The sequence below is a fragment of the Bradyrhizobium sp. Ken64 genome, assembly GCF_055807555.1.
In genome coordinates this window covers 1-23296 of sequence record NZ_JBVVPA010000027.1, presented here as the reverse complement: position 1 = coordinate 23296, position 23296 = coordinate 1, and the positions used below count along the sequence as shown (strand labels likewise).

Sequence of the window (23296 nt, the reverse complement as noted above, 5' to 3'; positions counted from 1 at the left end):
AATCGGAATGGGCAGTTGCCGGTCTCGTTTGAAGGGCGGTCATCCTCGACAATCGAGGTCGACATCGTTAGACGAGCCCGGCGGAACTTTCTCCAGCCAGCGGCCCTGCCCGGAAGCCATGACCAAGCCAGCGCGATACGACCGGATCGCCTTCGTCGCCAGCCCGAGCAGCGAGGCGCAAGCCGCCTTCGGCCAGCTCACCAGCGAATTCGGCAATTGCGATCCGAAGGAGGCCGACATCGTGGTCGCACTCGGCGGCGACGGTCTCATGCTCCAGACGCTGCATCAGCACATGCATACGGGCAAGCCGATCTACGGCATGCACCGCGGCACCGTCGGCTTCCTGATGAACGAGTACTCGACCGTCGATCTTCGAGCCCGTCTCGAGGCAGCGCAGGAATCCGAAATCCACCCCCTCCTGATGCGCGCGACCGACGCCAACGACCGCGTCCACCTGCATCACGCCATCAACGAGGTCGCCCTGTTCCGGCAGACCTACCAGGCCGCGCGCCTGCGGATCCTGATCGACGAGCGCGAGCGCATGTCCGAGCTGATCGCCGACGGCATCATGGTGGCAACGCCGGCCGGCTCGACCGCCTACAATCTGTCCGCCCAGGGACCGATCCTGCCGATCAACGCCGCGCTCCTCGCGCTAACGCCGATCAGCGCCTTCCGTCCACGACGCTGGCGCGGCGCGCTGCTGCCGAACACGGCTTATGTCGTGATTGAGGTGCTGGAGGGCGACAAACGCCCCGTGGCGGCGGTCGCCGACCACGACGAGGTGCGCGATGTTCGCCGCGTCGAGGTGCTGTCCGACAAGACCATCTCGATGCGCATGCTGTTCGACCCCGGTCACAGCCTGGAAGAGCGCATTCTGCGCGAGCAGTTCGGCTCCTGAGCCGCCTCGCCGGACTGCCGATCGCAACCCTTCATTAACCCCCGGCGAGATATGGTTAACGAAAGTTGACCGCTCCGGCCCGGGCTCCATGTTCCGCATCGATTTCAACAAGCTGCGTTTCCTCGTCTGCGACGACAATCCGCACATGCGCCGCATCCTGCGGACGCTGCTGCATTCCTTTGGCGCGCGCGAAGTCTACGAGGCCGAGGACGGCGCCACGGCGCTGGAAATGTACAGCCATTACGTGCCCGACATCGTCATCACAGACTGGGCCATGCCGATCTTCGACGGGCTCGAGCTGGCGCAGATGATCCGGCAGCCGGAATCCAAGGGCAATCCTTACGCGCCGATCATCATGCTGACCGGCCATTCCGAGAAGCGCCGCGTCACGGTGGCGCGCGATGCCGGCGTCACCGAATTCCTGGCCAAGCCTATCTCGGCCAAGGGGCTCTACCAGCGCATCCTCAACGTGGTCGCCAGTCCCCGCCCCTTCATCAAGACCAAGACCTATTTCGGCCCGGACCGGCGCCGCAACATCAACTCCGCCTATATGGGCCCCGAGCGCCGCGTCGGCGAAAAGCACGAGGTGCTGCAGCAGCCCTCGCTGCTCGACAAGGCCCGCTCCTCCATCTAGCGCAACGTCTCTCACGATCGAGGCCGATACCATGGCGAAGAACAGCGCAAGAGACATCGAGATCACGGCCTTCGCCACGCATCAAATCATCACGCAGCCCAACCCGCTGCGGGCGGTCCTGCGCCGCGTCGAAGAGAAGGACATGGACGATCCGGTCGGCCGCGCCGAACAGGCGCTCGCCGGCCTCGCCGGCGAGTTCAAGGACTGGATGGCGACCGAGATCAACCGGCTGTCAGCGGCCTACGTCGCCATCCGGCACGATGGCTTCACCAAGGACAGGCGCGACGAGTTGTTTCGCGCCGCGCACGACATCAAGGGCGATGCCGCGACTTTCGGCTATCCGGCGGCGGCGGGCGTAGCCGAGAGCCTGTGCCGCGTCATCGAGCACGCGCCCGATCTCGAAAAGGTGCCGGCCGAGCTGTTCACGCACCACATCAACGCCATCCTCGCCATCGTGCACGAGAACACCAAACTCGACAGCATCAGCGTCTCCGCCGAGCTCAGCCGGCGCCTGCGCAAGGTCGCCGACGATTATCTCGCCGACGCCAACCGCGATCGACCTGAGCATCTCGAGGTGATCCTGGCGCCGAGCATCGCGCCGGCCGGGTAGCTCTTTCCTTTCGTCATTGCGAGCGCAGCGAAGCAATCCAGACTGTCCCCGCGGTGGGATTCTGGATTGCTTCGCTGCGCTCGCAATGACGGAGTGTGGGGTCGGCCTTGAACTACGCCGCAATCAGATCGTCGTAGACCGGATCAACCGCCTCCTCCGCGACCAACTCGTCGCAGAACAGCCTTGCCTCTTCGCGCGCGGATTCGGTGGCGAAACGGCGCAGCAGGACCATCAGCGGCTCGGTCGCGCCGCGGTCGGTCTCGCAATGGGTGAGCACGCGCTCGACCATGCGGCGGCGCAGCCGCGCCGCATTGTCGTCGCTGTCGACGAAGCCCTGCTCGTGGCAGGCATCGAGCGCGACCTGGAAGGCTGCAAACGTCGCCTCGGGAAGCCCGGCGCGGAGAAGCAGCGCGTGCAGGCTGTTGCCGCCGCGATCGTGCAGCAGCGCGGACACGCGCGCCTGCGGCAGTTCGGCAAGCTCAGCCAGCGCCGCATCGAACAGGTCGAGATTGCTCGACAGCAGCGCGCGCAGAATGAGACTCGCGGTGAGCTGGCCGGTCATGCGCAGGTGCCGAACAAGACCTTCCATGTCTTCGCCGCGGGAGCGCGCCGCGATGTTCATGGTGGAGCGGTCGCGCGCCTCGGTCGCGATGCGCTCGGCGCGGTCGGCAGTCAGCCAGTTCCGGGCCACGACGAATTGAGCCAGCGTCTCCGAGAGTTTTGCCACCAGCGCGGCGCGCGTTGCGGACGGCAGATCCTCCAGCACCAGCATCGCCTCGCGGATCGCGGCGAGATGGCCGTGACGTTCGACGATGCGATCCCAGGAGAACGGCGCAAGCTCGGCATGAGGATTTTCGATCAGCTCGAGCGCTGCAGCCGCGCAGCCGACTTCGGCAATGGCGGCGCAGACCGATACCGGCAGCGCGATGCGGCGGGCGACCGCGCACTGCACCTCGTCGTTGCCGGTCGCGACGATGTCGACCAGATCGGCGTCGATCAGCAGCGGAGAATGTTCGAGCACGGGCAACGCGACGGTCGGCTGGTCCGCCGACAGCGCCCGCACGATCGACGCCGGCGCCTCGGTACTGCGCGCAAACGCCTCGGCCATCGCCTGCCGCACCAGCGGCGAGGGATCGTCGAGCAGCATCAGAAGCGCGCCTTCGGCGGCAATACGGTCGTCATGGGAAAGGTCTGAGATCAGCCAGGCCCGGGCCAGCGCCCGCGTTGCCTCGGCCCGCTCGCCAGCGGGCGCCGTCCTGATCCAATTGATGAACTGCCGAACGATCATGGTGCTTCCGGCTTACGCAACGAAGACGAAGCGGTGACGGCTTGTCACCTGCAACACAAAATAAACCACGACGCTTAACAAAGCGTTCACCATAACTGGCTGGTTTTATTGACGTTTTGTTAAGGGAACAAAGGCGGCCTGTTGCACGCGCCGGGACCTGCGCGCAGCGTTCACGCTGCGACGTATCCGAGACACGGGCACGCGAATTAGCTTGAGAACGTGCCGCTGCGATCGCTGAAGAGATCAAGAGGCTGGGGCGGCCGGACGTCGGGCGTCGCCGATGCGGCCGAGGTCGCTGGTGCGACCGAGGTCGCGGGTGCGACCGAGGTCGCGGGTGCGACCGAGGTGAGCGAGGCATTGTTGCCCCACAATTTCTGCACGGTCGTCGAGACCGGCTGAGTAGTGTCGCCGGGCTGATAGATCGAGCGAAACACCGGCCTGATCGGTGCATTGTCCGCGACCGTCGTTGGCGCCGTCGCGCTGACCGGCGTCACCGCGCGTGTGTTCGGAAAGGTCTGGAGATACGCGGCATTGTCGATCAGCGGCGCGGCAGGCTGTACGCCGTTGGCGCTCGCGACCTGCGTGGTCGACGGCGTGCCGCCATACATCGCCATCGCGCTGCGGGTGGTTTTCGAATTTGCCGCGCTGGCGTAGCGTGCATCCAGCACCGAATAGACCTCGGAAACGCTGCGCGCGCGGCCGTCCCTGGCGTAGAAGATCGAGCGATTGGCGGACGCAGCGTTAGGAAACAACCGCGCGCCGACCGCTTGCGGATTGTCCTCGGCATTGGCGATCAGTTTCGCGGCGCCGCCGACGCCCATGAAATGCGCCATGTAGAGTTCGCTGTCGGACGGCCTGCGGCCGAGCAGGCCAGTGAGCTTGAAGCTGTTCGACTGCGTCAGCGCAGCCGCCATGCTGGAGGCGGCCTCCGGATCGTCGCGCAGCTTCATGATCGACCGCTTCATTGCGGGATCATCGACGGTGTAGGTGCCCGACGAGGTCCTGGTGATGGCATCGGAATAGTTGCCATAGCCGAGCTGGGTGCCGGCTTCCTTCACGGTGCCGAGCCAAGTCTGGTCGATGAACTGGTAGAGCCCGTGTGCGGATGACGTAGTCGCCCCCGCCGTGGGATCGAAATCCGATTCCATCTTGGCGGTGGTCAGCATGTATTGGAAGCTGACGCCGGTCCGGTTGGAGACCTGATTGATCGCGCCGGCGACGCGTGCCCGCGACGGATCGAGAACCGCCGGCTGTGAGACACTGGAATTGTCGACCGACATGATGAAGTGCCCGGCCCGTGCGGCGTTGAGCGGCGCCGGCAATTCGGCGCCCTGTCGTCTCACCGTGGGACAGGCATGGTTAATGCGGGGTTAATTCGGGCCGGCACCTCCGCAGGACGGAAGGACTATTTCTTGTACACCGCGTCCGGATCGAACAGCCTGTCCGCATCGACAAAGACGAGCCTGGCGCCGCCGTCGTCGGCCTCGACCTTGCGGTAGAAGCAGGAGCGGCGGCCGGTGTGACACGCCGCGCCGATCTGCTCGACGCGGATCCAGACCGCATCCTGATCGCAATCGGTGCGGATCTCGACCACGCGCTGAGTCTGACCTGAGGTCTCACCTTTTCGCCACAAGGCATTGCGCGAGCGGCTGAAGTACCAGGCCTCGCCGGTCGCGATGGTCTTGCGCAGCGCCTCGTCATTCATGTGCGCGACCATCAGCACGTCGCCGGTGGCAACGTCCGTCGCGACGACCGTCACGAGGCCGGCCGCGTCGAACCTGGGAAGGAAGGCGAGACCTTCCTCGGTTTCATGGGAGTGAGCGGACACAACGCCCTCGCCGGTCTGTTCGCGAGGTCAGCGCTGCAGGCCTCGCACCAGGGACAGAAAACGAGCCTGTTCCGCCGGATTATCGCGGAACATGCCGGTGAAGCGGCTGGTGAAGGTGGAGGCGCCATGCTTGGCGACGCCGCGCACCGACATGCAGGTATGCTCGGCCTCGATCAGCACGGCAACGCCGCGCGGCTTGAGGATCTCGTCGATCGCCGCCGCGATCTGCGCGGTCATGTGCTCCTGGGTCTGGAGCCGGCGGGCGAATATGTCGGTGAGGCGCGCAAGCTTCGACAGGCCGACCACGCGTTCCACCGGCGTATAGGCGATGTGCGCCTTGCCGTAGAACGGCATCATGTGATGCTCGCATTGCGAGGTGAACTCGATGTCGCGCACAAGGACGAAATCATCATAGCCGGCGGTCTCGCCGAAGGTGCGATCGAGCACCTCGGCCGGGCACTGATGGTAGCCCTGATAGAGTTCGTCGAAAGCCTCGACCACGCGGCGCGGCGTGTCGAGCAAGCCCTCGCGGTTGGTGTTCTCGCCGATATAGGCGAGCAGTGTCTTCACCGCCTGCTCGGCCTCGGCGCGCGCCGGGCGCGGCTGGTCGGCGCGGACGGCAGCCGCAAGGAATTCGGAAGGATCAAGCTCCGCCGGACGGCTCTCGGGCTGCCGATCGGAGGGCTTGCTGGGGCGGATGGATTTGATGGTAGCGTCCATGTCGACTCCGTTCGACGGCCTTGCGGCCGGAGTGTCACCGGCAGACGGGGCGGCGAACCGCCGGACGCCTGAGAGAACAGTTTTGGCGAAAAGGTCTGCAAATTATAACGCCGGCAGTACGGGTCTGGATCACACCAGTGCTGCAGCGCCGGGCTGTTTTTCCGCCAGTTCCGACCCTATATAAGGCCGTGGACGGCGCACGCCAAGGCCGATCCTGCTGGACTCCATCACATGCTGAACGACATTTATAACAAGCGGATCATCGAACTGGCCGGGAATATTCCGCGGCTCGGACGGTTGCCGGATCCCGATGCCACCGCCACCGCCCACTCCAAGCTGTGCGGCTCGACCGTCAAGATCGACCTCAAGATGGAGGGTGACAAGGTCACCGACTTCGCCCACGACGTGAAGGCCTGCGCGCTGGGACAGGCTTCTTCATCCATCATGGCAAGTCAGATCGTCGGATCGACTGCGAGCGAACTCCGTGAGTTACGCGAAACTGTTCGCAAGATGCTGAAGGAGAACGGCGCGCCTCCTGAAGGCAAATGGGCAGAGATCAAGTTCCTCGAGCCGGTCCGCGACTACAAGGCACGCCACGCCTCGACGCTCCTGACCTTCGATGCCGTGGTCGATGCAATCGGCCAGATCGAGGCGAAGGCGAAGCAGCCGGCTGCGGCGCAAGGCTGATTACGGAGGCTGATCCGGGCTCGTCGCTCGGCCCGCAAATGGGATCAGATTTCGAGGCTTACTTCTGCGACGCCGCAACCGGCGTGGCCACGCCGCCCGTCGGAACCAGGGCTTCCGCCGTCTTGGTCGACTTTGCAGACTGCTCCGGTTCCGCACCGAACCTGGCCTGGCTCTTCGGTGCAAGCTCCGCCATTGCCGGCGCGGAGATGTCGACATGCGGCAGCACGTCGGCCGCGAGATTCGTCGTCACGAGATTGGTGAGCTTGAGCTCGCCTGCATCGAGCTCGTGCAGATCTTCCCACGGCGGGACGCTGAGCGCGAGCGACAGCAGATCGCCGGCACCGCCCATGTCGAACGTGTATTTGGCGAGCCGGCCGATATCGCGCTCCACGATCATCAGGTCCTGTGCGCTGTAGCTCGCGGCCTTGGCATCGTCGGCGCGATCGCCCATCCAGATCTGGTGGACCCGCACATGGGCATCTTCCGGCACGTAGCGCTTCTTGCCCGCCAGCAGCAGGAACACGCACATGGATTCGCAATAAGCCTCAGGCGCGACCGCCGGACGAACCGTCTGCCCGCCGCGGCTCTGAACGCTGATACCGACCGTGGTCAAAAGTCCGAGATTGCGAAAGCGCCGGCCGAGCGTGATCGCGTCGTTGACGGAACCGCCACTGGAATCGAGCACCACGGTGGCGCCGCCGAGCTGGCGTCCGCGGGAAAACTCTTCGAAGTCTCTAGGCGTATCGGCGGTGATGATGCCGACCGCACTGACCCAGCCGCGGCAATTCGGCTCGCAGGCGACCCAGCCGAACTTCATCGGCAGCTTGCGCTCTTCGAGGGCAGCACCGGCCCGGGCTGACGACCCGAGCGTCGCGACGGCGCCAGCCAGCACGACTCCACAAGCAGCGGTTCCCACCAGCAACCAGCCGCGAAGTTTGAGCGCCTTCAGAAGTTTCAAACTGGTCCCTTCCCCAAGTCCCAAGCCTTAGCCCAAGCCCCACGGCGAGCCGACTCAGCCAAGCCCGTTTCTGACGTTCCAATGAGTCTCACATGAACGTCACAAAAATGGTATCCGGGGGAATACAGCTCGTCCATACGCACTTGCTGCACTGCTCCCAAAAAGCATGCAAAATATGACGTACAAACAACAGCTTATAGTTCCCTGCGCCGGAACCGCGCAAAACGTCGCGCACGATCTAGGCAAAGCGCCCATGAAGCAATCAGCCTGCGAGCACTGTTCCAATTCCGTCGCGGGCGTGCTCCGGCTTCCACGCAGATTCGGCCGCGCGCTCATCTGGCTCTACCGCCACACGCTCTCGCCGCTGGTTGGCTACAATTGCCGGCACCTGCCGACCTGCTCCGCCTATGGCGATGAGGCGATCGAACGGTTCGGGCTGTGGGCCGGCGGCTGGATGACGCTCGCGCGCCTGCTCCGTTGCAACCCCTTCGGCACCTCGGGCATCGACAACGTGCCCCTCACGGCGCCCGAAGGAGCGCGATGGTATCTGCCTTGGCGATACGCCCGCTGGCGCGGTGTCAACGCGTCCTAAGCACCACGCGGCGCCTCACGCGTCGCACCCTTGACTGGAACCGAAATTCTTCCCTCGCGTTGAGTCGATGCTCCCGCGGGAGGAAACAACAATGCGCTGGAAAATCAGCCCTCATTTTCACGTCAGGTCTGGACCGGATTCGCGGGGTGGTTCGCGAGGCCACGATCCCCGAACCCTCGACATGATCGCCATTATCGCTCTGCTGATGCTCGTCGTCGGCTCCGGCTGGTATCTGGCGGCGAGCACGGCCACGCCGCCCAGTACGACGGCGTTCATCGTGCCGAGCCAGAGCGTGCACTGGTAATCAACGGGACCAGAAAAAGCGCCCGGGTGGCGGCGGGACCGGCTCGGGCGGACGTGGCCGCTTCGGACGCGGCGGTTTCGGCGACGGCTCGGCGGACGAGGTGGTCTCCGCGCCGGGCGCCGTCTCGCTTCCCGGCACCTTCACCGCCAGCAGCAGGTTCGATTCGTGCGTACGCCAGCGGTAGCCGACGCCGAAATCGATCGGCTGGGCGCGCGTGAACAGCGCCGCGTAACGTTCCTGGTAGCGGCCGGGAAATTCGCTGATGGGTCCGAGATAGCGGCCGAACGGGAAGAAGCGCCATTGCCGCGAATTGTAGTTCGAAAGCGGAATGCCGGAATCGTCCTGGACGATGGTCGCGCTGTTGGCGAGCAACCAGTCGCGCGCCACGGTGAAATTGCCGGAGTGCAGCAGATAAGACGCACTCTTGATCAGGCTGTTGCCGGGGCCGACCGTCTCGCAGAACTTCAGGAAGCCGGCTGCGCGTGCACCTGAATTGGAAAGATCGGTCGAGAAATAATACAGCGTGCGCGCCTCGCCGTCGGGGCCGGCGAAGGTGATGCGGGCGCCGCGCGTCGCGTTCGGTCCGGGATTGTCGTTGCCGACATGCACGCCGCCTTTGTCGTCGAGTGCGACCATCTCGACATTGCGGATGGTCTTGCCGGAGCGGACGAGGAAGACATAGAGGATCGGCAAGGTGCCGTTGACCTGGTTGGTGTGCAGGTCGACCTTCATTTGCTTGGTGATGAAGAAGGAAAAACTCAGGATCGAGCCGAGCGAGCGCTCGACATTGTAGAGCGCGGCGCCGACCGAACCGCGCGGCAGTCGCGTCAGGTCCGCCACCGCACCGACCGGCTCCAGCGCGCCGAGCACGTAAGTGCTGGCCTTGGGATAGAAGGCGTTGGCGTAGAGGAAATCGGGGCCGCTGAACAAATAAAACATGGTCGGCCTGGGCGCGGCCAGATTGACGTCGGCCCAGTTGCGGATCTTCGAGAGCTGGCGCTCCTCGAGCTGAGCGAACGCGCCGTCGAAGAATCGCGCATGGCGCTGCCATCCCGCGTCCCTTGTCAGCGGCACCAGCGGCGAATTCGCAGAAGGCTGCATGCCCGCGAGGAAGCGCGCGGTGTCATCGAAGGTTGCCTCGGCGGCACGTGCGGACGAGACGGCCGCAGCCAGCAAGGCGAGAGCGACGGCCGCAATTCTCATGGGTCGAAACATGTCTATTCGCGATGTGATGAAGTGCCAGCGGCGACCGGCCGCCTGCGGAAAACAGCATAAATCAAAAGGCCCGAGAACATGACGAGCATCCCCGACAGCGATTGCACGAGCCGCTCGGTCAACAAATAGTACATCATGAAGGCGGTCACGAGCAGGAAAACGAGCGGCGTGAACGGGTATCCCCAGGCACGATAGGGCCGCGGCAAATCGGGATCCGTGATGCGCAGCTTGATCACGCCGGCGACCGTGAAGAACGAGCAGAACAGCAGCGCGAACTGGATGAAGTCGAGCACGGCCTCGAAACTGCGGGTGAACAGCAGCAGATTGGCGACAGCGAGCTGAAACAGGATGGCATAGGCCGGCGCGCCGCGCACCGATCTCTGCGAGAACACGCGCAGCGCCGGAATATCCTCCCCCATCGTCATCATCACGCGCGGGCCGATCCACATCATCGCGCTGATCGAGGAGATCAGGCCGAAACAGATCATCGCGCCGACGATCCGGCCGCCGAGATTGCCGAAAATCGCGCTGCCGGCGACGCTGGCGACGTCGAGCTGACCCGCGAGCGCGCCGACCGGCGTCGAATGGAGAAACACCGCATTCAGCGCGACGTACAGCACGAGCACGATCAGCGTGCCCGCGAGCAGCGCACGCGGCAGGTCCCGCTGCGGCATGTTCATCTCGCCGATGATGTAGGTTGCGGCATTCCAGCCCGAGAACGAATACATCACGAATACGAGCCCGATCGCGAAAGGCGCGCTGACGATATGCGCGAGATCGCCCGCCTGCGGCGTGAAGGCGATCGGCTGCGGCACGCCGACGACGAAGCCGGCGACCAGAAAGGCGACGATCAGCACGACCTTCAGAATGGTCGAGATCAATTGGAAGGTCGAGGAGTGCCTGACGCCGGTCAATTGCACGAGCGAGACCAGCCACACCACGGCGATGGCAAGCGGGATCGGCGGCGCACCGGGCACGACCGATTTGGCGTATTCGCCGAAGGCCATCGCGGCGAGCGCGACGGGTGCTGCAAAACCAACCGTCGCCGACACCCAGCCGGCGAGAAAGCCGAAGGCGGGATGATAGGCGCGGCCAAGGAAATTGTATTCGCCGCTCGAGCGCGGAAACATGGCGCCGAGCTCGCTGTAGGAGAACACGCCGCACAGCGCGACGATGCCGCCGACGGACCACAGCAAGAGGATCGAGAAGCCCGAGGGAATGTCCTTGACCTGGAAGCCGAGGCTGGTGAAGACGCCGACCCCAATCATGTCGGCCACGACGATGGCGGTTGCGACCAGAACGGAGACCCCCGACCCGCTTCCGGTCAGCCGGCTGGTCCAGGGTGCAGTACCCGCATCTGATGCCGTCATCGCCGTCCTCAACCTCAGGCGTCACGCCTCGTGGGAAGCATCGTGCAGTTCGGTCCAGTCAATTCAAGCAGGGTTAACAAGGGTTAAATGAGGCGGGCCAAATCGGTACTGCAGCACCATTAGTGCGAGGTCTGGACCAATAAACCTTCCCAAACACCGGCACATCACGTTTCCCTTCCCCACAATCACGACACGATTGCGTGGTCCTTTTGAGCGTTCCGGATGTGGGGAAGTTTCTCCGGACACTTAACGTCGCCTAAACGCCCATCGGCTCAATTGCCTTAATGATTGCCGATGGACTTGTGGTCATGACTTGGGGTCATGGGTGAATGGTCGGGGCCGTTCCGAAACCGAGAGCTGACATCCGCGCCGACCGGACCACGTCCGGCGCACGCGGTCGTGCGCTTCGGGTCGCTCTGATCTCAGCCTTGGTGCCGTTGTCGCTGACCCTGGTTCAATGCGGCAAGGCGCCCAATCCGGCAGCGCTCGCGGCAAACTCGCAGGCCAACGCCCAAGGCAACAACGCCCAAGCCAACGTTCAGGTCGTTGCGAAGAAAAACCAGCTAGCAACCAGCGACACGTTCGAGGATCGCTTCCCGGCCCCCCAGTTCAGGGAGCGCTTCCCATCCGCGAGCGAGGGTTTTCTGCAACGGCAGATGTCGGACTTCTCACCCAAACGCGCCGTGCAGCAGCAGCCGGAGCAGGCGCCTTACAAGGTCGCTTCGCTCGCGCCGCAGGCCCCCTACCAGCGTCCGCCACGCGAGGACCTGACGACGCTCGTCAGCATGAAGTCGTCAGCCTTCCCCTATTTCGGCAACAACCCCGCCTCCGACGCGCCGTTCCTCAACATCTCCAAAGGCGACCGCCGCGGCCACCGCAGCTATTCCGGGCGCGTGTTCTGGCAGGACGAGACTTACAACGATAACCGCGTCCTGATGCACGTGCCCGAACATTTCGACGTGCGGAAGCCCGGCGTGATCGTGGTGTTCTTCCACGGCAATGGCGCAACACTCGAGCGCGACGTGCGCGACCGCCAGCTGGTGCCGCAACAGATCACCGATTCCGGCGCCAACGCCATCCTGCTTGCGCCGCAGATGGCGGTTGACGCTGCCGATTCCAGCGCAGGAAAATTCTGGCAGGCCGGCGGCCTCAAGCGCTTCCTGGACGAATCTGCGAACCATCTGGCCCGGCTCACCGGCGATCCCAACAGCGCCCGCGCCTTCGCCAATATGCCGATCGTGATCGTCGGCTACAGCGGCGGCTTCCTGCCGACGGCCTGGAGCCTCGAGGTCGGCGGCATCAGCGACCGTGTCCGCGGCGTCGTGCTGCTCGACGCCGTCTACGGCGAAATGGACAAGTTCTCCTCATGGATCGAGAGCCACCGCTCCGGCTTCTTCGTCAGCTCCTACACCCGCTACACCGCGCGGCGCGACCGCGAGCTGATGAGCACCCTGCGGCAGAAGGGCATCACCGTCTCCGAAGACATGGACGGCCCCTTGCGTCCGGGCAGCGTGGTGTTCGTCGAAACCGGGGACGGCATCACCCATCGTGACTATGTGACCCGAGCGTGGACGCGGGACCCGCTCAAGGACGTACTGGTGAAGATGTCGGCGACTCCATCACTCGCGCTCACGCGCGTAGCCTCCACCAATCCATCCGCGTCGAGCCGGTAGCGATATTGCGCCCGTCGGCATCTGGCTGCACGGCCCGCAATTCTCTCGAGCCTTGATCAAAATGTGATGTTGATGGCCGACGGTCCCGAGGCTGACCGGATTGCTTCCGCTGGCAACAATCATACTTTGCCGGCCAAGTTGAATTTGGAATTCTGCGGGGACAGGCAGTGCGTCAGGGACTCTACAAGGTCGACTTCCACACGGTTCACGGGACGGGTTGTGGCGTCGTCTATGTGACCGAGGGCAAGATGCGCGGCGGCAATTCCGCTTTCGCATTCATCGGCACCTGCACGGGCGAAGGCGACAGCATCAGGGTCAAGATCTCGACCGAGCGCCACAATGACGACCCGTGCTTCAAGGCACTGTTCGGTCTCGACCGGATCACGCTGACGCTCGCGGGACGGGAGGATGGCGACACGGCGGAATTCGAAGGCACCGCACTGCAACTGCCGGGCGTTGCCTTCAGGGCCGTGCTGAGCCGGATCAGCGACTAACCGTCCGGCTTCCAGACCTTAGCCATTGGCCTCAGGTTTTTGGCAGCTTCGGAATGCTCTCGGCAAACCCATTGAAGCAGGCCAGCCGCTCGTCCTCTTCCTTGAAGAAACGGCAATCCGCGTAGCCCTTGGCCTTCGCCGGCTTCGGCTTTGGCGCCGGGGGGATCACGGCGTCGTAGCAATTGAGCCGGTCCTTGGTGCCGTCATCGAGGTCGAGGCAAGCCTGGAGCCGCGCCGCGATCGATTGTGGCTTGCCCTTCGGCGCCGCAGCCGGCTTGGCCGCAGCTTCCTTGGTCCCCGCCTTGGTGCCTTTGGGCTTGACCTGCACCAACGGCTTGTCCCCGACCATCGGTGGTGGCTTGTCGGCTTGCGCAAACGCGGAGGCTGAATAGAGCACCGCGGCAACCGCCAGAATCATCCTCATTTCAGTCAACCCTCTTTGGTCCCCATGACCGGCCTTCTAGCCTTCCGGCGCGCGGTTTGCCAAGCACCTTGCGCATACGGACACGCTTACGTTCAGGCCGGGGCGGCAGTTGCCGGCCGGGGCCGGGTCAGGACCACCAGGATCAGCGCCAGCACGACGAAACCGACCGCGACGAAGCCGAGCGTATGCAGGAGCTCGCGGGCGAACAGCAGTCCCCCGACGGCAGAGCCGACCGCCTGCCCGATATAGAGGACGGAGGTGTTGAGTGCGACGGTCGCCGATGCCAACGACGGTGCGGCCGAGACCAGCCGCACCTGCTGTATCGAATTGGTCGAAGCAAAGCCGAGGCCCCAGATCGCGACCGCACCCGCCATCAACACGAGCGTGCCGGCGCCGAGCGCCCAGCCCGTGATTCCAGCAAGCAGCAGGCAGGTGAAGACCAGCGAGGTGCGATAGGGTCCAGAGGTGTCGACGATGCGGGTCGCGATGACAACGCCGAGGAAGCCACAGACGCCATAGAGTGCGAACACCAGGCCGATCGCATCGGGCCCTGCGCCGGTCAGCTTGTTGAGCAGCGGCCCCATGAAGGTGAACACCACGAACTGCCCGGACATCTGCAACATCGTGATCGCAAGCAGCAGCAGGATGGTCTTGTTGCGACCGACCGCGCCCCAGGTCTTGAGATCCACCGGCGTCCCCTTCAAGCCCCCCGGCAGCCGCATCAGCAACAGCAGCAAGCTGACGCAACCGAGCGCGCCGATCCCGCCATAGGCCGCGCGCCAGCCATAGCGGCTGGCGATGAAGGTGATCAGCGGCAGGCCGACGGCGGCAGCGAGCGACCAGCCGAGAAAAATGTAGGCAATCGTGCTGCCGCGACGCTCCACCGGCACGATCAACGCCGCCGTGCCGGCGGCCTGCGGCGTGTAGAGCGCGCCGACCGCGAGCATCACCAGGCGGATAACGAGGAGGCTTGCATAGTCGGGCGCAAAGGCCGAAGCGAGGTTGCCAAAGGCGAGCACCGCCAGCGTCGTGGTGAGCAGCGTCCGGCGCTCGATCCGGCTGGTGAGCCAGGCCGTCAGCGGCGAACCTATGCACAGGATAACAGCCCCGAAGGTGATCAGGAGTGCGGCCGCATGGATGCTGACGTCGAGCCCGCTCGCCAATTCCGGCAGCATGCCCGCCGGTGCCAAGACCGAGCAGCCGGTGACGAGATTGCCGAGCATCAGGGCGGTTGGCGCGAAACGGCCGGCGCGTGCATTTTCCATGCAAACGCATGTAGAACCGCCCTGCGTCCAGTTAAAGGGCGTTGCCCGGAATAGTTCGTGCAGCGCCCCCGCTTTTGCGCGCCGGTTTCTTGGAAATGCCGGATTGCGCAGGCCGAATCGCCTGATATATCGCTCGTTCCCGCTTACCTGCGCTCGTTCGCAGGAGTGAGCCTCAGGAGACATGCCATGACCGACCAGCCCAAGGACCCGTCCAAGGACCAGTCCAAGGACCAATCCAAGTCCGAACAGCCCAAATCCGAATCCGGCTTCCAGTACAGCCTCAGCAATTTGAGACCCGTGACCCCACCGGAAAAAATCACCCTCACCTTCCCGGACGGCGCCCGGCGCGAATACGCCAAGAGCATCACCGGCCTCGAACTCGCCAAAGGCATTTCGCCGTCGCTGGCCAAGCGCACGGTCGCGATGGCGCTCGACGGCGTGGTCTCCGACCTCGACGATCCCATCGAAGCCGATGCCAGGATCGAGCTGATCAACCGCGACGATCCGCGCGCGCTCGAGCTGATCCGCCATGACTGCGCCCACGTGCTCGCCGAAGCCGTGCAGACGCTGTGGCCGGGCACGCAGGTCACCATCGGCCCCGTGATCGAGAACGGCTTCTATTACGATTTCTTCCGCAACGAGCCGTTCACGCCGGAAGACTTTGCCGCGATCGAGAAAAAGATGCGCGAGCTCATCGCGCGCGACAAGCCTTTCACGAAGGAGGTTTGGGATCGCGAAAAGACCAAACAGGTGTTCCGCGACAAGGGCGAGGCGTTCAAGGTCGAGCTGGTCGACGCCATTCCCGGCAACGAGCCGATCAAGATCTATTACCAGGGCGACTGGTTCGATCTCTGCCGCGGCCCGCACATGACCTCGACCGGCAAGGTCGGCAACGCCTTCAAGCTGATGAAGGTGGCGGGCGCCTATTGGCGCGGCGACAGCAACAACCCGATGCTGACCCGCATCTACGGCACGGCCTTCGCCAAGCAGGAGGACCTCGACGCTTATCTGAAGCAGATCGAGGAAGCGGAAAAGCGCGACCATCGCAAGCTCGGGCGCGAGCTCGACCTCTTCCACTTCCAGGAGGAAGGTCCGGGCGTCGTGTTCTGGCACGCCAAGGGCTGGACCATCTTCCAGCAGCTGATCGCCTATATGCGCCGGCGCCTGGCCGGCGACTACAGCGAGGTCAACGCCCCGCAGATCCTCGACAAGTCGCTGTGGGAGACCTCCGGCCATTGGGGCTGGTACCGCGAGAACATGTTCGCGGCGCAGTCGGCCGGCGAGGAGGCCGAGGACAAGCGCTGGTTCGCGCTCAAGCCGATGAACTGCCCGGGCCACGTGCAGATCTTCAAGCATGGCCTGAAGAGCTACCGCGACCTGCCGCTGCGGCTCGCCGAGTTCGGCGTGGTGCATCGCTACGAGCCGTCCGGCGCGATGCATGGATTGATGCGCGTGCGCGGCTTCACCCAGGACGACGCGCACATCTTCTGCATGGAGGATCAGCTCGCCGACGAGTGCCTGAAGATCAACGAGCTGATCCTGTCGACCTACGCCGATTTCGGCTTCACCGGCGATCTCACCGTGAAGCTGTCGACCCGGCCGGAGAAACGCGTCGGCACCGACGCGATGTGGGATCACGCCGAGCGGGTGATGGCGACGGTGCTGCGCGAGATCCAGTCGCAGAACAATCACATCAAGACCGAGATCAATCCGGGCGAAGGCGCCTTCTACGGGCCGAAGTTCGAATATGTGCTGCGCGACGCCATCGGCCGCGACTGGCAGTGCGGCACCACGCAGGTCGACTTCAACCTGCCGGAACGGTTCGGTGCGTTCTACATCGACCACGACAGCAGCAAGAAGCCGCCGGTGATGGTGCACCGCGCGATCTGCGGTTCGATGGAGCGCTTCATCGGCATCCTGATCGAGCACTATGCCGGCAACTTCCCGCTCTGGCTGTCGCCGGTGCAGGTGGTGGTCACCACCATCACGTCGGAAGCCGACGAGTATGCCAAGCAGGTGCTGGAGCAGGTCCGGCGCGCGGGACTTCGGGCCGAGATCGACCTGCGCAACGAAAAGATCAACTACAAGGTCCGCGAACATTCGCTGGCCAAGATTCCGGCTCTGCTCGTGGTCGGCAAGAAAGAGGCCGAGACGCAGTCGGTCTCGATCCGCCGGCTCGGCAGTGACGGTCAGCAGGTGACGACGACAATGGAGGCCATCGCCGCCCTCGTCGACGAAGCGACCCCGCCGGATGTGAAGCGGGCGCGCGACGCGGTCTGACGGCGTTCAGGCGGCTCGGTCTTGACGGATTTTGATGAGGGACTCGGCGGGAATGCCGAGGCCCTCATGCAGCCGTCTGATCATGCTGAGCGTCAATTCGCGCCGGCCGTTGAGCACTTCGTGAACCCGGTTCCGGCTGCCGATAAACGGGATCAAGTCCTTCGGCTGCAAGCCACTCTGCTCCATATGATACTTGATCGCCTCCACGGGGTCCGGAAGGTCCAGGCGATAGTGCTTCCGCTCCCACGCCTCCACCAGCGTCACGAGTACATCAAGTCGATCGCCCTCGGGCGTGTTGCGCCGTGCGCTCATCAACGTCTCGATCTCCTTGAGAACGCGGCGATAGTCCCGGTTGGATTTGATTGGCGCAATTTCCATCATCGACCTTCTAAACGGTTTGCGCATCGATCACGTCGTATTGCCGATCCGTCCCGACAAAGCGGATATAGACCACACGGTATGGATAGTTGATCCAGACCACCACGCGATATTTGTTGCCGGCGACGTTAAAGACGACGCGGCCATCCCGGAGGATGCTGGCACTGCGAACGTCCCTTTTGACATCTGCGGGCCTTGCCCAGTCAGTCTGCTTTACCTGCCGGAACCACGCCATCAAGGGCTCGCGGGCATCGGAAACGTCGCCGCTCCGGCTGAGAAGCGCCTTGACCGTGCTCAGCGCTATGATCCTCATCCAAGCCATCTTAGCATAGTCCCAAGCTGGGACCAAAACTCTCCGACTGGCGCAGGACCCGGTCCTCATAATCCCTCTAAAATGCCTTCCAATCGTCTTCGGCCGGGCCTATCTCCGACAGGGACAGAAGTCTCACAAGGAATTCCCCGTGCCCGACGCCATTGAACTCCTGAAGACCCGCCGCTCGGTCAAGCCGCGCGAGATGTCCGGACCCGGCCCCTCCCCGGCCGAGCTCGAGACCATCCTCACCATCGGCGCGCGCGTGCCCGACCATGGCAAGCTCGCGCCCTGGCGCTTCATCATCTTCGAGGGCGATGCGCGCCAGCGCGCCGGCGAGGTGATCGCGAAGGTGTTTGCCCGGAAGAATCCCGGCGCGCCGGCGGCCGATGTCGAGACCGAGCGCAAACGCCTCATGGATGCGCCGCTGGTGATCGGCATCGTCAGCTTCACCAAGCCGCACCCGAAGGTGCCGGCCTTCGAGCAGGAATTGTCGGCCGGCGCCAGCGTCATGAACATCGTCACGGCCGCGACCGCGCTCGGCTACGGCGCCTGCTGGCTGACCGGCTGGTTCTCGTTCGATCGCGACGTGCTGGATGGCCTCGGCCTCAAACCGGACGAGAAGCTCGCCGGCTTCGTCCATATCGGCAAGCCGACCAAGCCGAGCGAGGATCGTCCGCGACCGGTCCTTTCCGAAATCGTGACGCGATTTTAATCGAAGGCGTGTTGACGCCTTCGACGTCTTGCGGCTTTGATCCCGGCAAGGGAGGAAGCCCGGATGAAGCGTCGTGAATTTCTGGTCGGAGCCGCGCTGCTGGCCGGCACGATGGCGCGGGCACGCGCCGCCGACACCCCTGCTCCGTCGTCCGACGGACTCGACCGCATCACAGCGTATTTCGACAACGAGGTAACGAGCGGCCGGCTGCCGGGCGCAGTGGTGCTGGTCCAGCAGCACGGCAAGCCGGTCTATCTGAAGACTTTCGGCGTGCGCGACACCAGGACGGGCCTCGCGATGACGCCCGATACGATCTTCGCCATCCACTCCATGACCAAGCCGGTCACGTGCCTTGGCGCGATGATGCTGATCGACGAGGGCAAGCTCGCGCTCACCGACCCGGTGTCGAAATACATTCCCCTCTTTGCCGACACCAAGGTGGGACTCGAGGTCACCAATCCCGACGGCACGTTGCATCTGGATCTCGTGGCCCCGGTCCGTCCCGTCAACATCGAGGATCTGCTGCGGCACACCTCCGGCATCAGCTACGACTACATCGGCGGCAAATGGGTCGAGCAGGCCTACAAGGCCGCCAACATCTTCGAAGGTCAGTTCAACAACAGGGAATTCGCCGAACGCATCGCAAGGCTGCCGCTCGCGCGGCAACCGGGAACGCTGTGGCGCTACGGTCATTCCACCGACGTGCTCGGCAGCGTCATCGAGATCATCTCGGGCCAGACGCTGTACGCATTCCTCAAGCAGCGCATCTTCGATCCGCTCGGCATGAGCAGCACCAAGTTCACGCTGGCGACCGAGGACGAGCTCGCGCGGATGGCTCGGCCGCTGCCGAGCGACAACATCCTGCTCGCCGCCGAGCGCGAGCGCCTCGACCATCCCGAATGGCAGTCCGGCGGCGGCGGGCTGCTCTCGACCATCACCGACTATCAGCGCTTCGCGCAGATGCTGCTCAATGGCGGCGAATTCGAGGGCAAGCGCTATCTGAGCCCCGCTGCGTTCAAGGCCATGACGACCGATCATATCGGGCCGGGTTCGGGCGTCGGACGCGACTACTTCTATTTTCCGGGCGACGGCTTCGGCTATGGCTATGGCCTTGCGGTGCGGACCGATCCCGGCAACGCCAAGCCGCCGCCGCCGGGCTCGCTCGGCGAGTTGAAATGGGACAGTGGCAGCGGCACCTATTTCGGCGTCGATCCCAAGCTCGACATGGTCTACCTGCTGATGCAGCAGACCCAGAACGAGCGCGGCCGCATCACGCCCGCCTTCAAGGCGCTGGTCTATGATTGTTATCCGTCCGAGTTACGCCGCCCGTGAAGCACGCTGGCCGAAATCGGCGAGCAGCTTTGCGATCTCGGCGGCGGGCCGCGCCGCGCTGAACAAGAATCCCTGCACTTCGTTGCAGCCTTCGGCGCGCAACCAATCGAGCTGATCCTCAGTCTCGACGCCTTCCGCGGTCGTGGTGATGTTGAGGCTGCGGCCAAGCCCCGAGATCGCGCGAACGATCGCGACGCAATCGGGCCGCCCTGCCAGATCCTTGACGAAGGAGCGGTCGATCTTGATCTTGTCGAAGGGGAAGCTGCGGAGATAGCTGAGGCTGGAATAGCCGGTGCCGAAATCATCCATGGAGATGCTGACGCCGAGCTCGCGCAACTGATGCAGAATGGCGAGGTTGGCGTCCGTCTCGGCCAGAAAGATCGACTCCGTGATCTCCAGCTCGAGCCGCGTCGGCGACAGGCCGGACTGCGCCAGTGCCGAGATCACGACCTGAACCAGATTGCGGCTGCGGAACTGCGCCGGCGACAGATTGACCGCGACCTTGACGTCGACGGGCCATTTCACCGCCTCGGAGCAGGCTTCGCGCAGCACCCACTCACCGAGCTGGGTGATCAGGCCGATGTCCTCGGCGACCGGAATGAACTCCGCCGGCGAGATCATGCCCTTGTCGGGGTGATGCCAGCGCAGCAGCGACTCGAAGCCGGAGATGCGGTCGGAGGCGATCGAGACCAGCGGCTGGTAGTGCAGCTCGAACTCGCCATTGGCAAACGCGCGGCGCAGATCGAGCTCCATGTTACGGCGCTTCTGCGCCTGCAGATCCATCTCGCGCTCGAAGAAATGATGCACGCCGCCGCCGTCCGATTTCGCCCGGTACAGCGCCATGTCGGCGTTGCGCATCAACTCTTCCGACGTCGTACCGTCGCCGGGCGACAGCGCGATGCCGATGCTGGCACCGATCACCATCTCCTGCCCGTCGATCTCATAGGGCGCCTTCAGCATGTCGATCAGCAAGCCCGCGCAGGCGCTGGCCTCGTTGGGCGAGACGTCGGCCGCCAGGATCACCACGAACTCGTCACCGCCGAGCCGGGCCGCGAGATTGGCGCCGCGGACCGCGGCGCTCAGACGTGCGGCAACCTCCTTCAACAGGCGGTCGCCCACCGGATGGCCGAAGGAATCGTTGATGTTCTTGAACAGGTCGAGATCGAGGTAGAGCACCCCGACCCGTTTTCCGCCGGCCTGGTCGAGCGCCTGCTTCAGGCGCTCCTGGAAATATTCGCGGTTCGGCAGATCGGTGAGCCCGTCATGGTGCGCCATATGGGCGATCCGCGCCTCGGCCTTGCGCCGTTCGGTGATGTCGACCACCGCGACCAGATAGCCGTCGCGATCGTCGAAGGCGACGCGGCGGCCGAAGGTGAGCACCTCGATCTCGCTACCGTCGGCGCGCAGATGCCGCCAGTTGCGCGAGGAGTGATAGGCGTCGCCGATGCGTTCGAGCGCCTCGGCGTGGCTGCCCCATTCGTCCTGCGGCCAGATCTCATGCAACTTCATGCGCAGGAAGGTGGCGCGGCTGTAGCCGTAATGCTGGACCGCGGCGTCGTTGACGCTGAGAAACTTCTTGCTCGCGGCGTCGAACACCCACATCGGCATCGGGTTGTTGCCGAACAGCAGGCGGAACGAGGCGTCGCGCCGCTTCAACACAGTGACATCCGAGATCGTCAGCGAGACCACGTCGGCGAACGCGGTGGCGCTCAGCCGGAGATGCCGTCCGTCGCTCTCGATCTCGAGTTGCTCGCCGCGACCGCCGGAGACGGCCCTGAGCAGGAATTCCATCACCTCAAGCGAGGCCAGCAGCGTGTCTCCCTCGCCGATCCGGCGCCACAACAGGTCAGCGCCTTCGGCCTTCAGCAGCAGGCCCGCACTCTTGTTGTGGTGGACGATCTGGAGATCGACCGGCTTGCCACCCGCGTCGCGCAGCGTCGCCAGCGAGACCACCGCGTCGTCGGTCGAAGCGAAGATCGCGTCCAGGAGATTGTATTGCGCGCCGCGTTCGTTGATGTAGGCGCCGACCAGCGTCGCGCCCCAGCGCGATGCGGTCGGCAGCGCCAGCACATCAAATGTCCTGACCATGCCGTCGCGCACGCAATGGGCGCTGGCCAGGTGCGGCCGCCCGTTGGCGAGCGCACTCGCCGCGGCTTCCGATAGCGCGGTGGCGCAATCGGGCGAGAGCGCGGCGACCGGGATGTCCCAACGCTCTTCGCCGAGCCATTTCTGCACGTAACGTCCGCTGCGCGACAGTTCGAGCGCGCCGTCGCCCTTGAGCAGCGCGATGTGGTCGGCGAGCCGTCCCAGGCTGCCGAGCATCACGTCCTCGTAGCGCGGCAGCCGTTCGCCCGGCTTCAACGCGGCACGCCATTTGCGCTGAAGCACCGGGATGTCGTCGAACATTTCGGCGGCCGGTTTTCCCGACACTTTCTTCACGGCACTCATGGCAGTCCCCAACGCACTTTCCCGCCGCATCCAATGCAGCCGCACTTAACGGCGTGTAAAGAGAGCGCGAGCGCGGGTTCCGTTCGGCGATTATGACAGTTTAAAGTCGGGCGTTGGTTAGTGCGCGTTAGAGACTGTGACAGTTGTGCGAAGGCGCCGAGCGCGTCCGGCATAGTCATTGCGAGCGGACGTGTCGCAACAGGGTCCGCTGCTCTCGTGTCCCGGACGCGCTGCAGCGTTCTTACGCTGCTGCGCAGAGCCGGGACCCATGAAGCCACAGCAATCGCTGCAATATGGGCCCCGGCTCTGCAGCGCACCGCCAAGAGGCGCTGCGCTGCGTCCGGGGCACGAGACCGTTGTTGAATAACTGACGTGGGATCGCATCCTCGCGGCGCATTTCGCCCGAGCTTTGCTTCGTCGCCTCACCCTCGAATGAAAGAGGGCGCAGGGAAGACCGGGTGCCGGCTGGCACCCGCGGTCCACTGTGCGAGATTGTCGTAACAAGATTGCACAGCGGCATACAGGTGAAGCCAAAACATCCGGCCTTCCCTGCGCAGTGGCTTTACGGCTTATGTCGTGATCTCCCCGGGGAGCGATGCACTATTGCCCCCGTCGCCTTGCGGATGGCTGATGCGTGTGCCCGGTCGGGCCGCCGTATCACCGCAACGCTTGACGCACAGACCCCGGGCGTCAGGACCACACGATTTTGCCGTACGCCGATCACACCGGTCGTGTGCGCGATGCTTTCGCTCACGGTTGCCCGCCCTGCGAAAGCCGTTCGCGCCGATGTTATCAGCGTCCACCGCCGTCCGGCCCGCGTTCGTGACGATCGCGATACGCCCCTCTTCCTTGGGCCGGAGTGAGGCATGGATA

23 protein-coding genes are annotated in these 23296 nt (G+C 64.3%); 11 read left to right on the top strand and 12 right to left on the bottom strand.

The window, feature by feature from the left end; genetic code table 11:
• The first annotated feature begins 118 nt into the window (after positions 1 to 118).
• The 3 genes from AC0L2F_RS30855 (at position 119) to AC0L2F_RS30845 (ending at position 2142) form a co-directional block, all read left to right on the top strand.
• Complete coding sequence (locus AC0L2F_RS30855; RefSeq protein ID WP_007611744.1) at positions 119 to 898, top strand: NAD kinase; 780 nt, start codon at positions 119 to 121, stop codon at positions 896 to 898.
• 88 nt (positions 899 to 986) lie between these two features.
• Positions 987 to 1532, top strand: coding sequence for a response regulator (locus AC0L2F_RS30850; RefSeq protein ID WP_007611745.1), 546 nt, complete (start codon positions 987 to 989; stop codon positions 1530 to 1532).
• Between the two features lie 31 nt (positions 1533 to 1563).
• Positions 1564 to 2142, top strand: coding sequence for an Hpt domain-containing protein (locus AC0L2F_RS30845; RefSeq protein ID WP_063995879.1), 579 nt, complete (start codon positions 1564 to 1566; stop codon positions 2140 to 2142).
• A gap of 112 nt (positions 2143 to 2254) precedes the next feature.
• Here the strand turns inward: AC0L2F_RS30845 and AC0L2F_RS30840 are convergent, their stop codons facing one another.
• The 4 genes from AC0L2F_RS30840 to folE form a co-directional block, all read right to left on the bottom strand.
• Complete coding sequence (locus tag AC0L2F_RS30840) at positions 2255 to 3430, bottom strand: DUF2336 domain-containing protein (RefSeq protein WP_473250967.1); 1176 nt, start codon at positions 3428 to 3430, stop codon at positions 2255 to 2257.
• 206 nt (positions 3431 to 3636) lie between these two features.
• Complete coding sequence (locus AC0L2F_RS30835) at positions 3637 to 4752, bottom strand: lytic transglycosylase domain-containing protein (protein ID WP_473250996.1); 1116 nt, start codon at positions 4750 to 4752, stop codon at positions 3637 to 3639.
• Between the two features lie 83 nt (positions 4753 to 4835).
• The gene (hisI, locus tag AC0L2F_RS30830) at positions 4836 to 5258 is read right to left on the bottom strand and encodes a phosphoribosyl-AMP cyclohydrolase (RefSeq protein ID WP_473250966.1); all 423 of its coding nucleotides are present in this window, start codon (positions 5256 to 5258) and stop codon (positions 4836 to 4838) included.
• Positions 5259 to 5285: 27 nt separating this feature from the next.
• A complete protein-coding gene (gene folE, locus AC0L2F_RS30825) occupies positions 5286 to 5978 on the bottom strand; it encodes a GTP cyclohydrolase I FolE (RefSeq protein WP_473250965.1) in 693 nt (230 codons plus the stop codon).
• 231 nt (positions 5979 to 6209) lie between these two features.
• Here folE and AC0L2F_RS30820 point away from each other — a divergent pair, with 231 nt between their 5' ends.
• Positions 6210 to 6665: an iron-sulfur cluster assembly scaffold protein gene (locus tag AC0L2F_RS30820; RefSeq protein ID WP_063995876.1), complete on the top strand. Its 456-nt coding sequence runs from the start codon at positions 6210 to 6212 to the stop codon at positions 6663 to 6665.
• A gap of 58 nt (positions 6666 to 6723) precedes the next feature.
• Here AC0L2F_RS30820 and AC0L2F_RS30815 read toward each other — a convergent pair whose 3' ends face one another.
• Positions 6724 to 7623: a COG3904 family protein gene (locus AC0L2F_RS30815; protein ID WP_473250964.1), complete on the bottom strand. Its 900-nt coding sequence runs from the start codon at positions 7621 to 7623 to the stop codon at positions 6724 to 6726.
• Positions 7624 to 7876: 253 nt separating this feature from the next.
• On the opposite strand from AC0L2F_RS30815, the gene yidD reads away from it, so the two are divergent.
• Complete coding sequence (gene yidD, locus AC0L2F_RS30810) at positions 7877 to 8215, top strand: membrane protein insertion efficiency factor YidD (protein ID WP_473250963.1); 339 nt, start codon at positions 7877 to 7879, stop codon at positions 8213 to 8215.
• A 91-nt stretch (positions 8216 to 8306) separates the two neighbouring features.
• A complete protein-coding gene (locus AC0L2F_RS30805; RefSeq protein ID WP_007611754.1) occupies positions 8307 to 8519 on the top strand; it encodes a hypothetical protein in 213 nt (70 codons plus the stop codon).
• On the opposite strand, the gene AC0L2F_RS30800 is transcribed toward AC0L2F_RS30805, so the two are convergent.
• Entirely contained in the window at positions 8520 to 9734 is a 1215-nt protein-coding gene (locus AC0L2F_RS30800; RefSeq protein WP_473250962.1) for a hypothetical protein, read from the bottom strand. It abuts the gene before it with no gap.
• Between the two features lie 2 nt (positions 9735 to 9736).
• Positions 9737 to 11104, bottom strand: coding sequence for an APC family permease (locus tag AC0L2F_RS30795; RefSeq protein WP_473250961.1), 1368 nt, complete (start codon positions 11102 to 11104; stop codon positions 9737 to 9739).
• A 329-nt stretch (positions 11105 to 11433) separates the two neighbouring features.
• Here AC0L2F_RS30795 and AC0L2F_RS30790 point away from each other — a divergent pair, with 329 nt between their 5' ends.
• Positions 11434 to 12777, top strand: coding sequence for an alpha/beta hydrolase (locus AC0L2F_RS30790; RefSeq protein WP_473250960.1), 1344 nt, complete (start codon positions 11434 to 11436; stop codon positions 12775 to 12777).
• 167 nt (positions 12778 to 12944) lie between these two features.
• Positions 12945 to 13271 (top strand): GrlR family regulatory protein, encoded by a 327-nt coding sequence (locus AC0L2F_RS30785; RefSeq protein ID WP_007611762.1) that lies wholly within the window; start codon positions 12945 to 12947, stop codon positions 13269 to 13271.
• 31 nt (positions 13272 to 13302) lie between these two features.
• Here AC0L2F_RS30785 and AC0L2F_RS30780 read toward each other — a convergent pair whose 3' ends face one another.
• Together AC0L2F_RS30780 and AC0L2F_RS30775 are read right to left on the bottom strand one after the other, a co-directional pair.
• Entirely contained in the window at positions 13303 to 13695 is a 393-nt protein-coding gene (locus AC0L2F_RS30780) for a hypothetical protein (protein WP_007611764.1), read from the bottom strand.
• Between the two features lie 92 nt (positions 13696 to 13787).
• Positions 13788 to 14960, bottom strand: coding sequence for an MFS transporter (locus AC0L2F_RS30775; RefSeq protein WP_473250959.1), 1173 nt, complete (start codon positions 14958 to 14960; stop codon positions 13788 to 13790).
• A 186-nt stretch (positions 14961 to 15146) separates the two neighbouring features.
• Between AC0L2F_RS30775 and thrS the strand changes: the two genes are divergently transcribed.
• Positions 15147 to 17240, top strand: a complete 2094-nt coding sequence (thrS, locus tag AC0L2F_RS30770) for a threonine--tRNA ligase (protein WP_473250958.1) — start codon at positions 15147 to 15149, stop codon at positions 17238 to 17240.
• Positions 17241 to 17246: 6 nt separating this feature from the next.
• Here the strand turns inward: thrS and AC0L2F_RS30765 are convergent, their stop codons facing one another.
• Positions 17247 to 17618, bottom strand: coding sequence for a helix-turn-helix domain-containing protein (locus AC0L2F_RS30765; protein WP_007611768.1), 372 nt, complete (start codon positions 17616 to 17618; stop codon positions 17247 to 17249).
• 10 nt (positions 17619 to 17628) lie between these two features.
• On the bottom strand, positions 17629 to 17931 hold the full coding sequence (locus tag AC0L2F_RS30760; RefSeq protein ID WP_473250957.1) for a type II toxin-antitoxin system HigB family toxin: 303 nt from the start codon (positions 17929 to 17931) through the stop codon (positions 17629 to 17631).
• A gap of 148 nt (positions 17932 to 18079) precedes the next feature.
• Between AC0L2F_RS30760 and AC0L2F_RS30755 the strand changes: the two genes are divergently transcribed.
• Positions 18080 to 18643, top strand: coding sequence for a nitroreductase family protein (locus AC0L2F_RS30755; RefSeq protein ID WP_007611770.1), 564 nt, complete (start codon positions 18080 to 18082; stop codon positions 18641 to 18643).
• A gap of 63 nt (positions 18644 to 18706) precedes the next feature.
• Positions 18707 to 19975, top strand: a complete 1269-nt coding sequence (locus AC0L2F_RS30750; protein ID WP_473250955.1) for a serine hydrolase domain-containing protein — start codon at positions 18707 to 18709, stop codon at positions 19973 to 19975.
• On the opposite strand, the gene AC0L2F_RS30745 is transcribed toward AC0L2F_RS30750, so the two are convergent.
• Entirely contained in the window at positions 19961 to 22423 is a 2463-nt protein-coding gene (locus AC0L2F_RS30745; protein ID WP_473250954.1) for a putative bifunctional diguanylate cyclase/phosphodiesterase, read from the bottom strand. The two genes, AC0L2F_RS30750 and AC0L2F_RS30745, sit on opposite strands and share 15 nt — an antisense overlap.
• Between the last annotated feature and the right edge of the window lie 873 nt (positions 22424 to 23296).

What these genes read in the sequence shown, in the direction of transcription:
- AC0L2F_RS30845 (WP_063995879.1), top strand. Translation starts at nt 1,564, where the DNA reads ATGGCGAAGAACAGCGCAAGAGACATCGAGATCACGGCCTTCGCCACG.
- AC0L2F_RS30775 (WP_473250959.1), bottom strand. Translation starts at nt 14,960, where the DNA reads ATGGAAAATGCACGCGCCGGCCGTTTCGCGCCAACCGCCCTGATGCTC.
- AC0L2F_RS30850 (WP_007611745.1), top strand. Translation starts at nt 987, where the DNA reads ATGTTCCGCATCGATTTCAACAAGCTGCGTTTCCTCGTCTGCGACGAC.
- AC0L2F_RS30765 (WP_007611768.1), bottom strand. Translation starts at nt 17,618, where the DNA reads ATGGAAATTGCGCCAATCAAATCCAACCGGGACTATCGCCGCGTTCTC.
- AC0L2F_RS30800 (WP_473250962.1), bottom strand. Translation starts at nt 9,734, where the DNA reads ATGTTTCGACCCATGAGAATTGCGGCCGTCGCTCTCGCCTTGCTGGCT.
- AC0L2F_RS30760 (WP_473250957.1), bottom strand. Translation starts at nt 17,931, where the DNA reads ATGAGGATCATAGCGCTGAGCACGGTCAAGGCGCTTCTCAGCCGGAGC.
- AC0L2F_RS30790 (WP_473250960.1), top strand. Translation starts at nt 11,434, where the DNA reads ATGGTCGGGGCCGTTCCGAAACCGAGAGCTGACATCCGCGCCGACCGG.
- AC0L2F_RS30840 (WP_473250967.1), bottom strand. Translation starts at nt 3,430, where the DNA reads ATGATCGTTCGGCAGTTCATCAATTGGATCAGGACGGCGCCCGCTGGC.
- AC0L2F_RS30820 (WP_063995876.1), top strand. Translation starts at nt 6,210, where the DNA reads ATGCTGAACGACATTTATAACAAGCGGATCATCGAACTGGCCGGGAAT.
- AC0L2F_RS30780 (WP_007611764.1), bottom strand. Translation starts at nt 13,695, where the DNA reads ATGAGGATGATTCTGGCGGTTGCCGCGGTGCTCTATTCAGCCTCCGCG.
- AC0L2F_RS30750 (WP_473250955.1), top strand. Translation starts at nt 18,707, where the DNA reads ATGAAGCGTCGTGAATTTCTGGTCGGAGCCGCGCTGCTGGCCGGCACG.
- AC0L2F_RS30805 (WP_007611754.1), top strand. Translation starts at nt 8,307, where the DNA reads ATGCGCTGGAAAATCAGCCCTCATTTTCACGTCAGGTCTGGACCGGAT.
- AC0L2F_RS30795 (WP_473250961.1), bottom strand. Translation starts at nt 11,104, where the DNA reads ATGACGGCATCAGATGCGGGTACTGCACCCTGGACCAGCCGGCTGACC.
- AC0L2F_RS30855 (WP_007611744.1), top strand. Translation starts at nt 119, where the DNA reads ATGACCAAGCCAGCGCGATACGACCGGATCGCCTTCGTCGCCAGCCCG.
- yidD (WP_473250963.1), top strand. Translation starts at nt 7,877, where the DNA reads ATGAAGCAATCAGCCTGCGAGCACTGTTCCAATTCCGTCGCGGGCGTG.
- thrS (WP_473250958.1), top strand. Translation starts at nt 15,147, where the DNA reads ATGACCGACCAGCCCAAGGACCCGTCCAAGGACCAGTCCAAGGACCAA.
- folE (WP_473250965.1), bottom strand. Translation starts at nt 5,978, where the DNA reads ATGGACGCTACCATCAAATCCATCCGCCCCAGCAAGCCCTCCGATCGG.
- AC0L2F_RS30745 (WP_473250954.1), bottom strand. Translation starts at nt 22,423, where the DNA reads ATGAGTGCCGTGAAGAAAGTGTCGGGAAAACCGGCCGCCGAAATGTTC.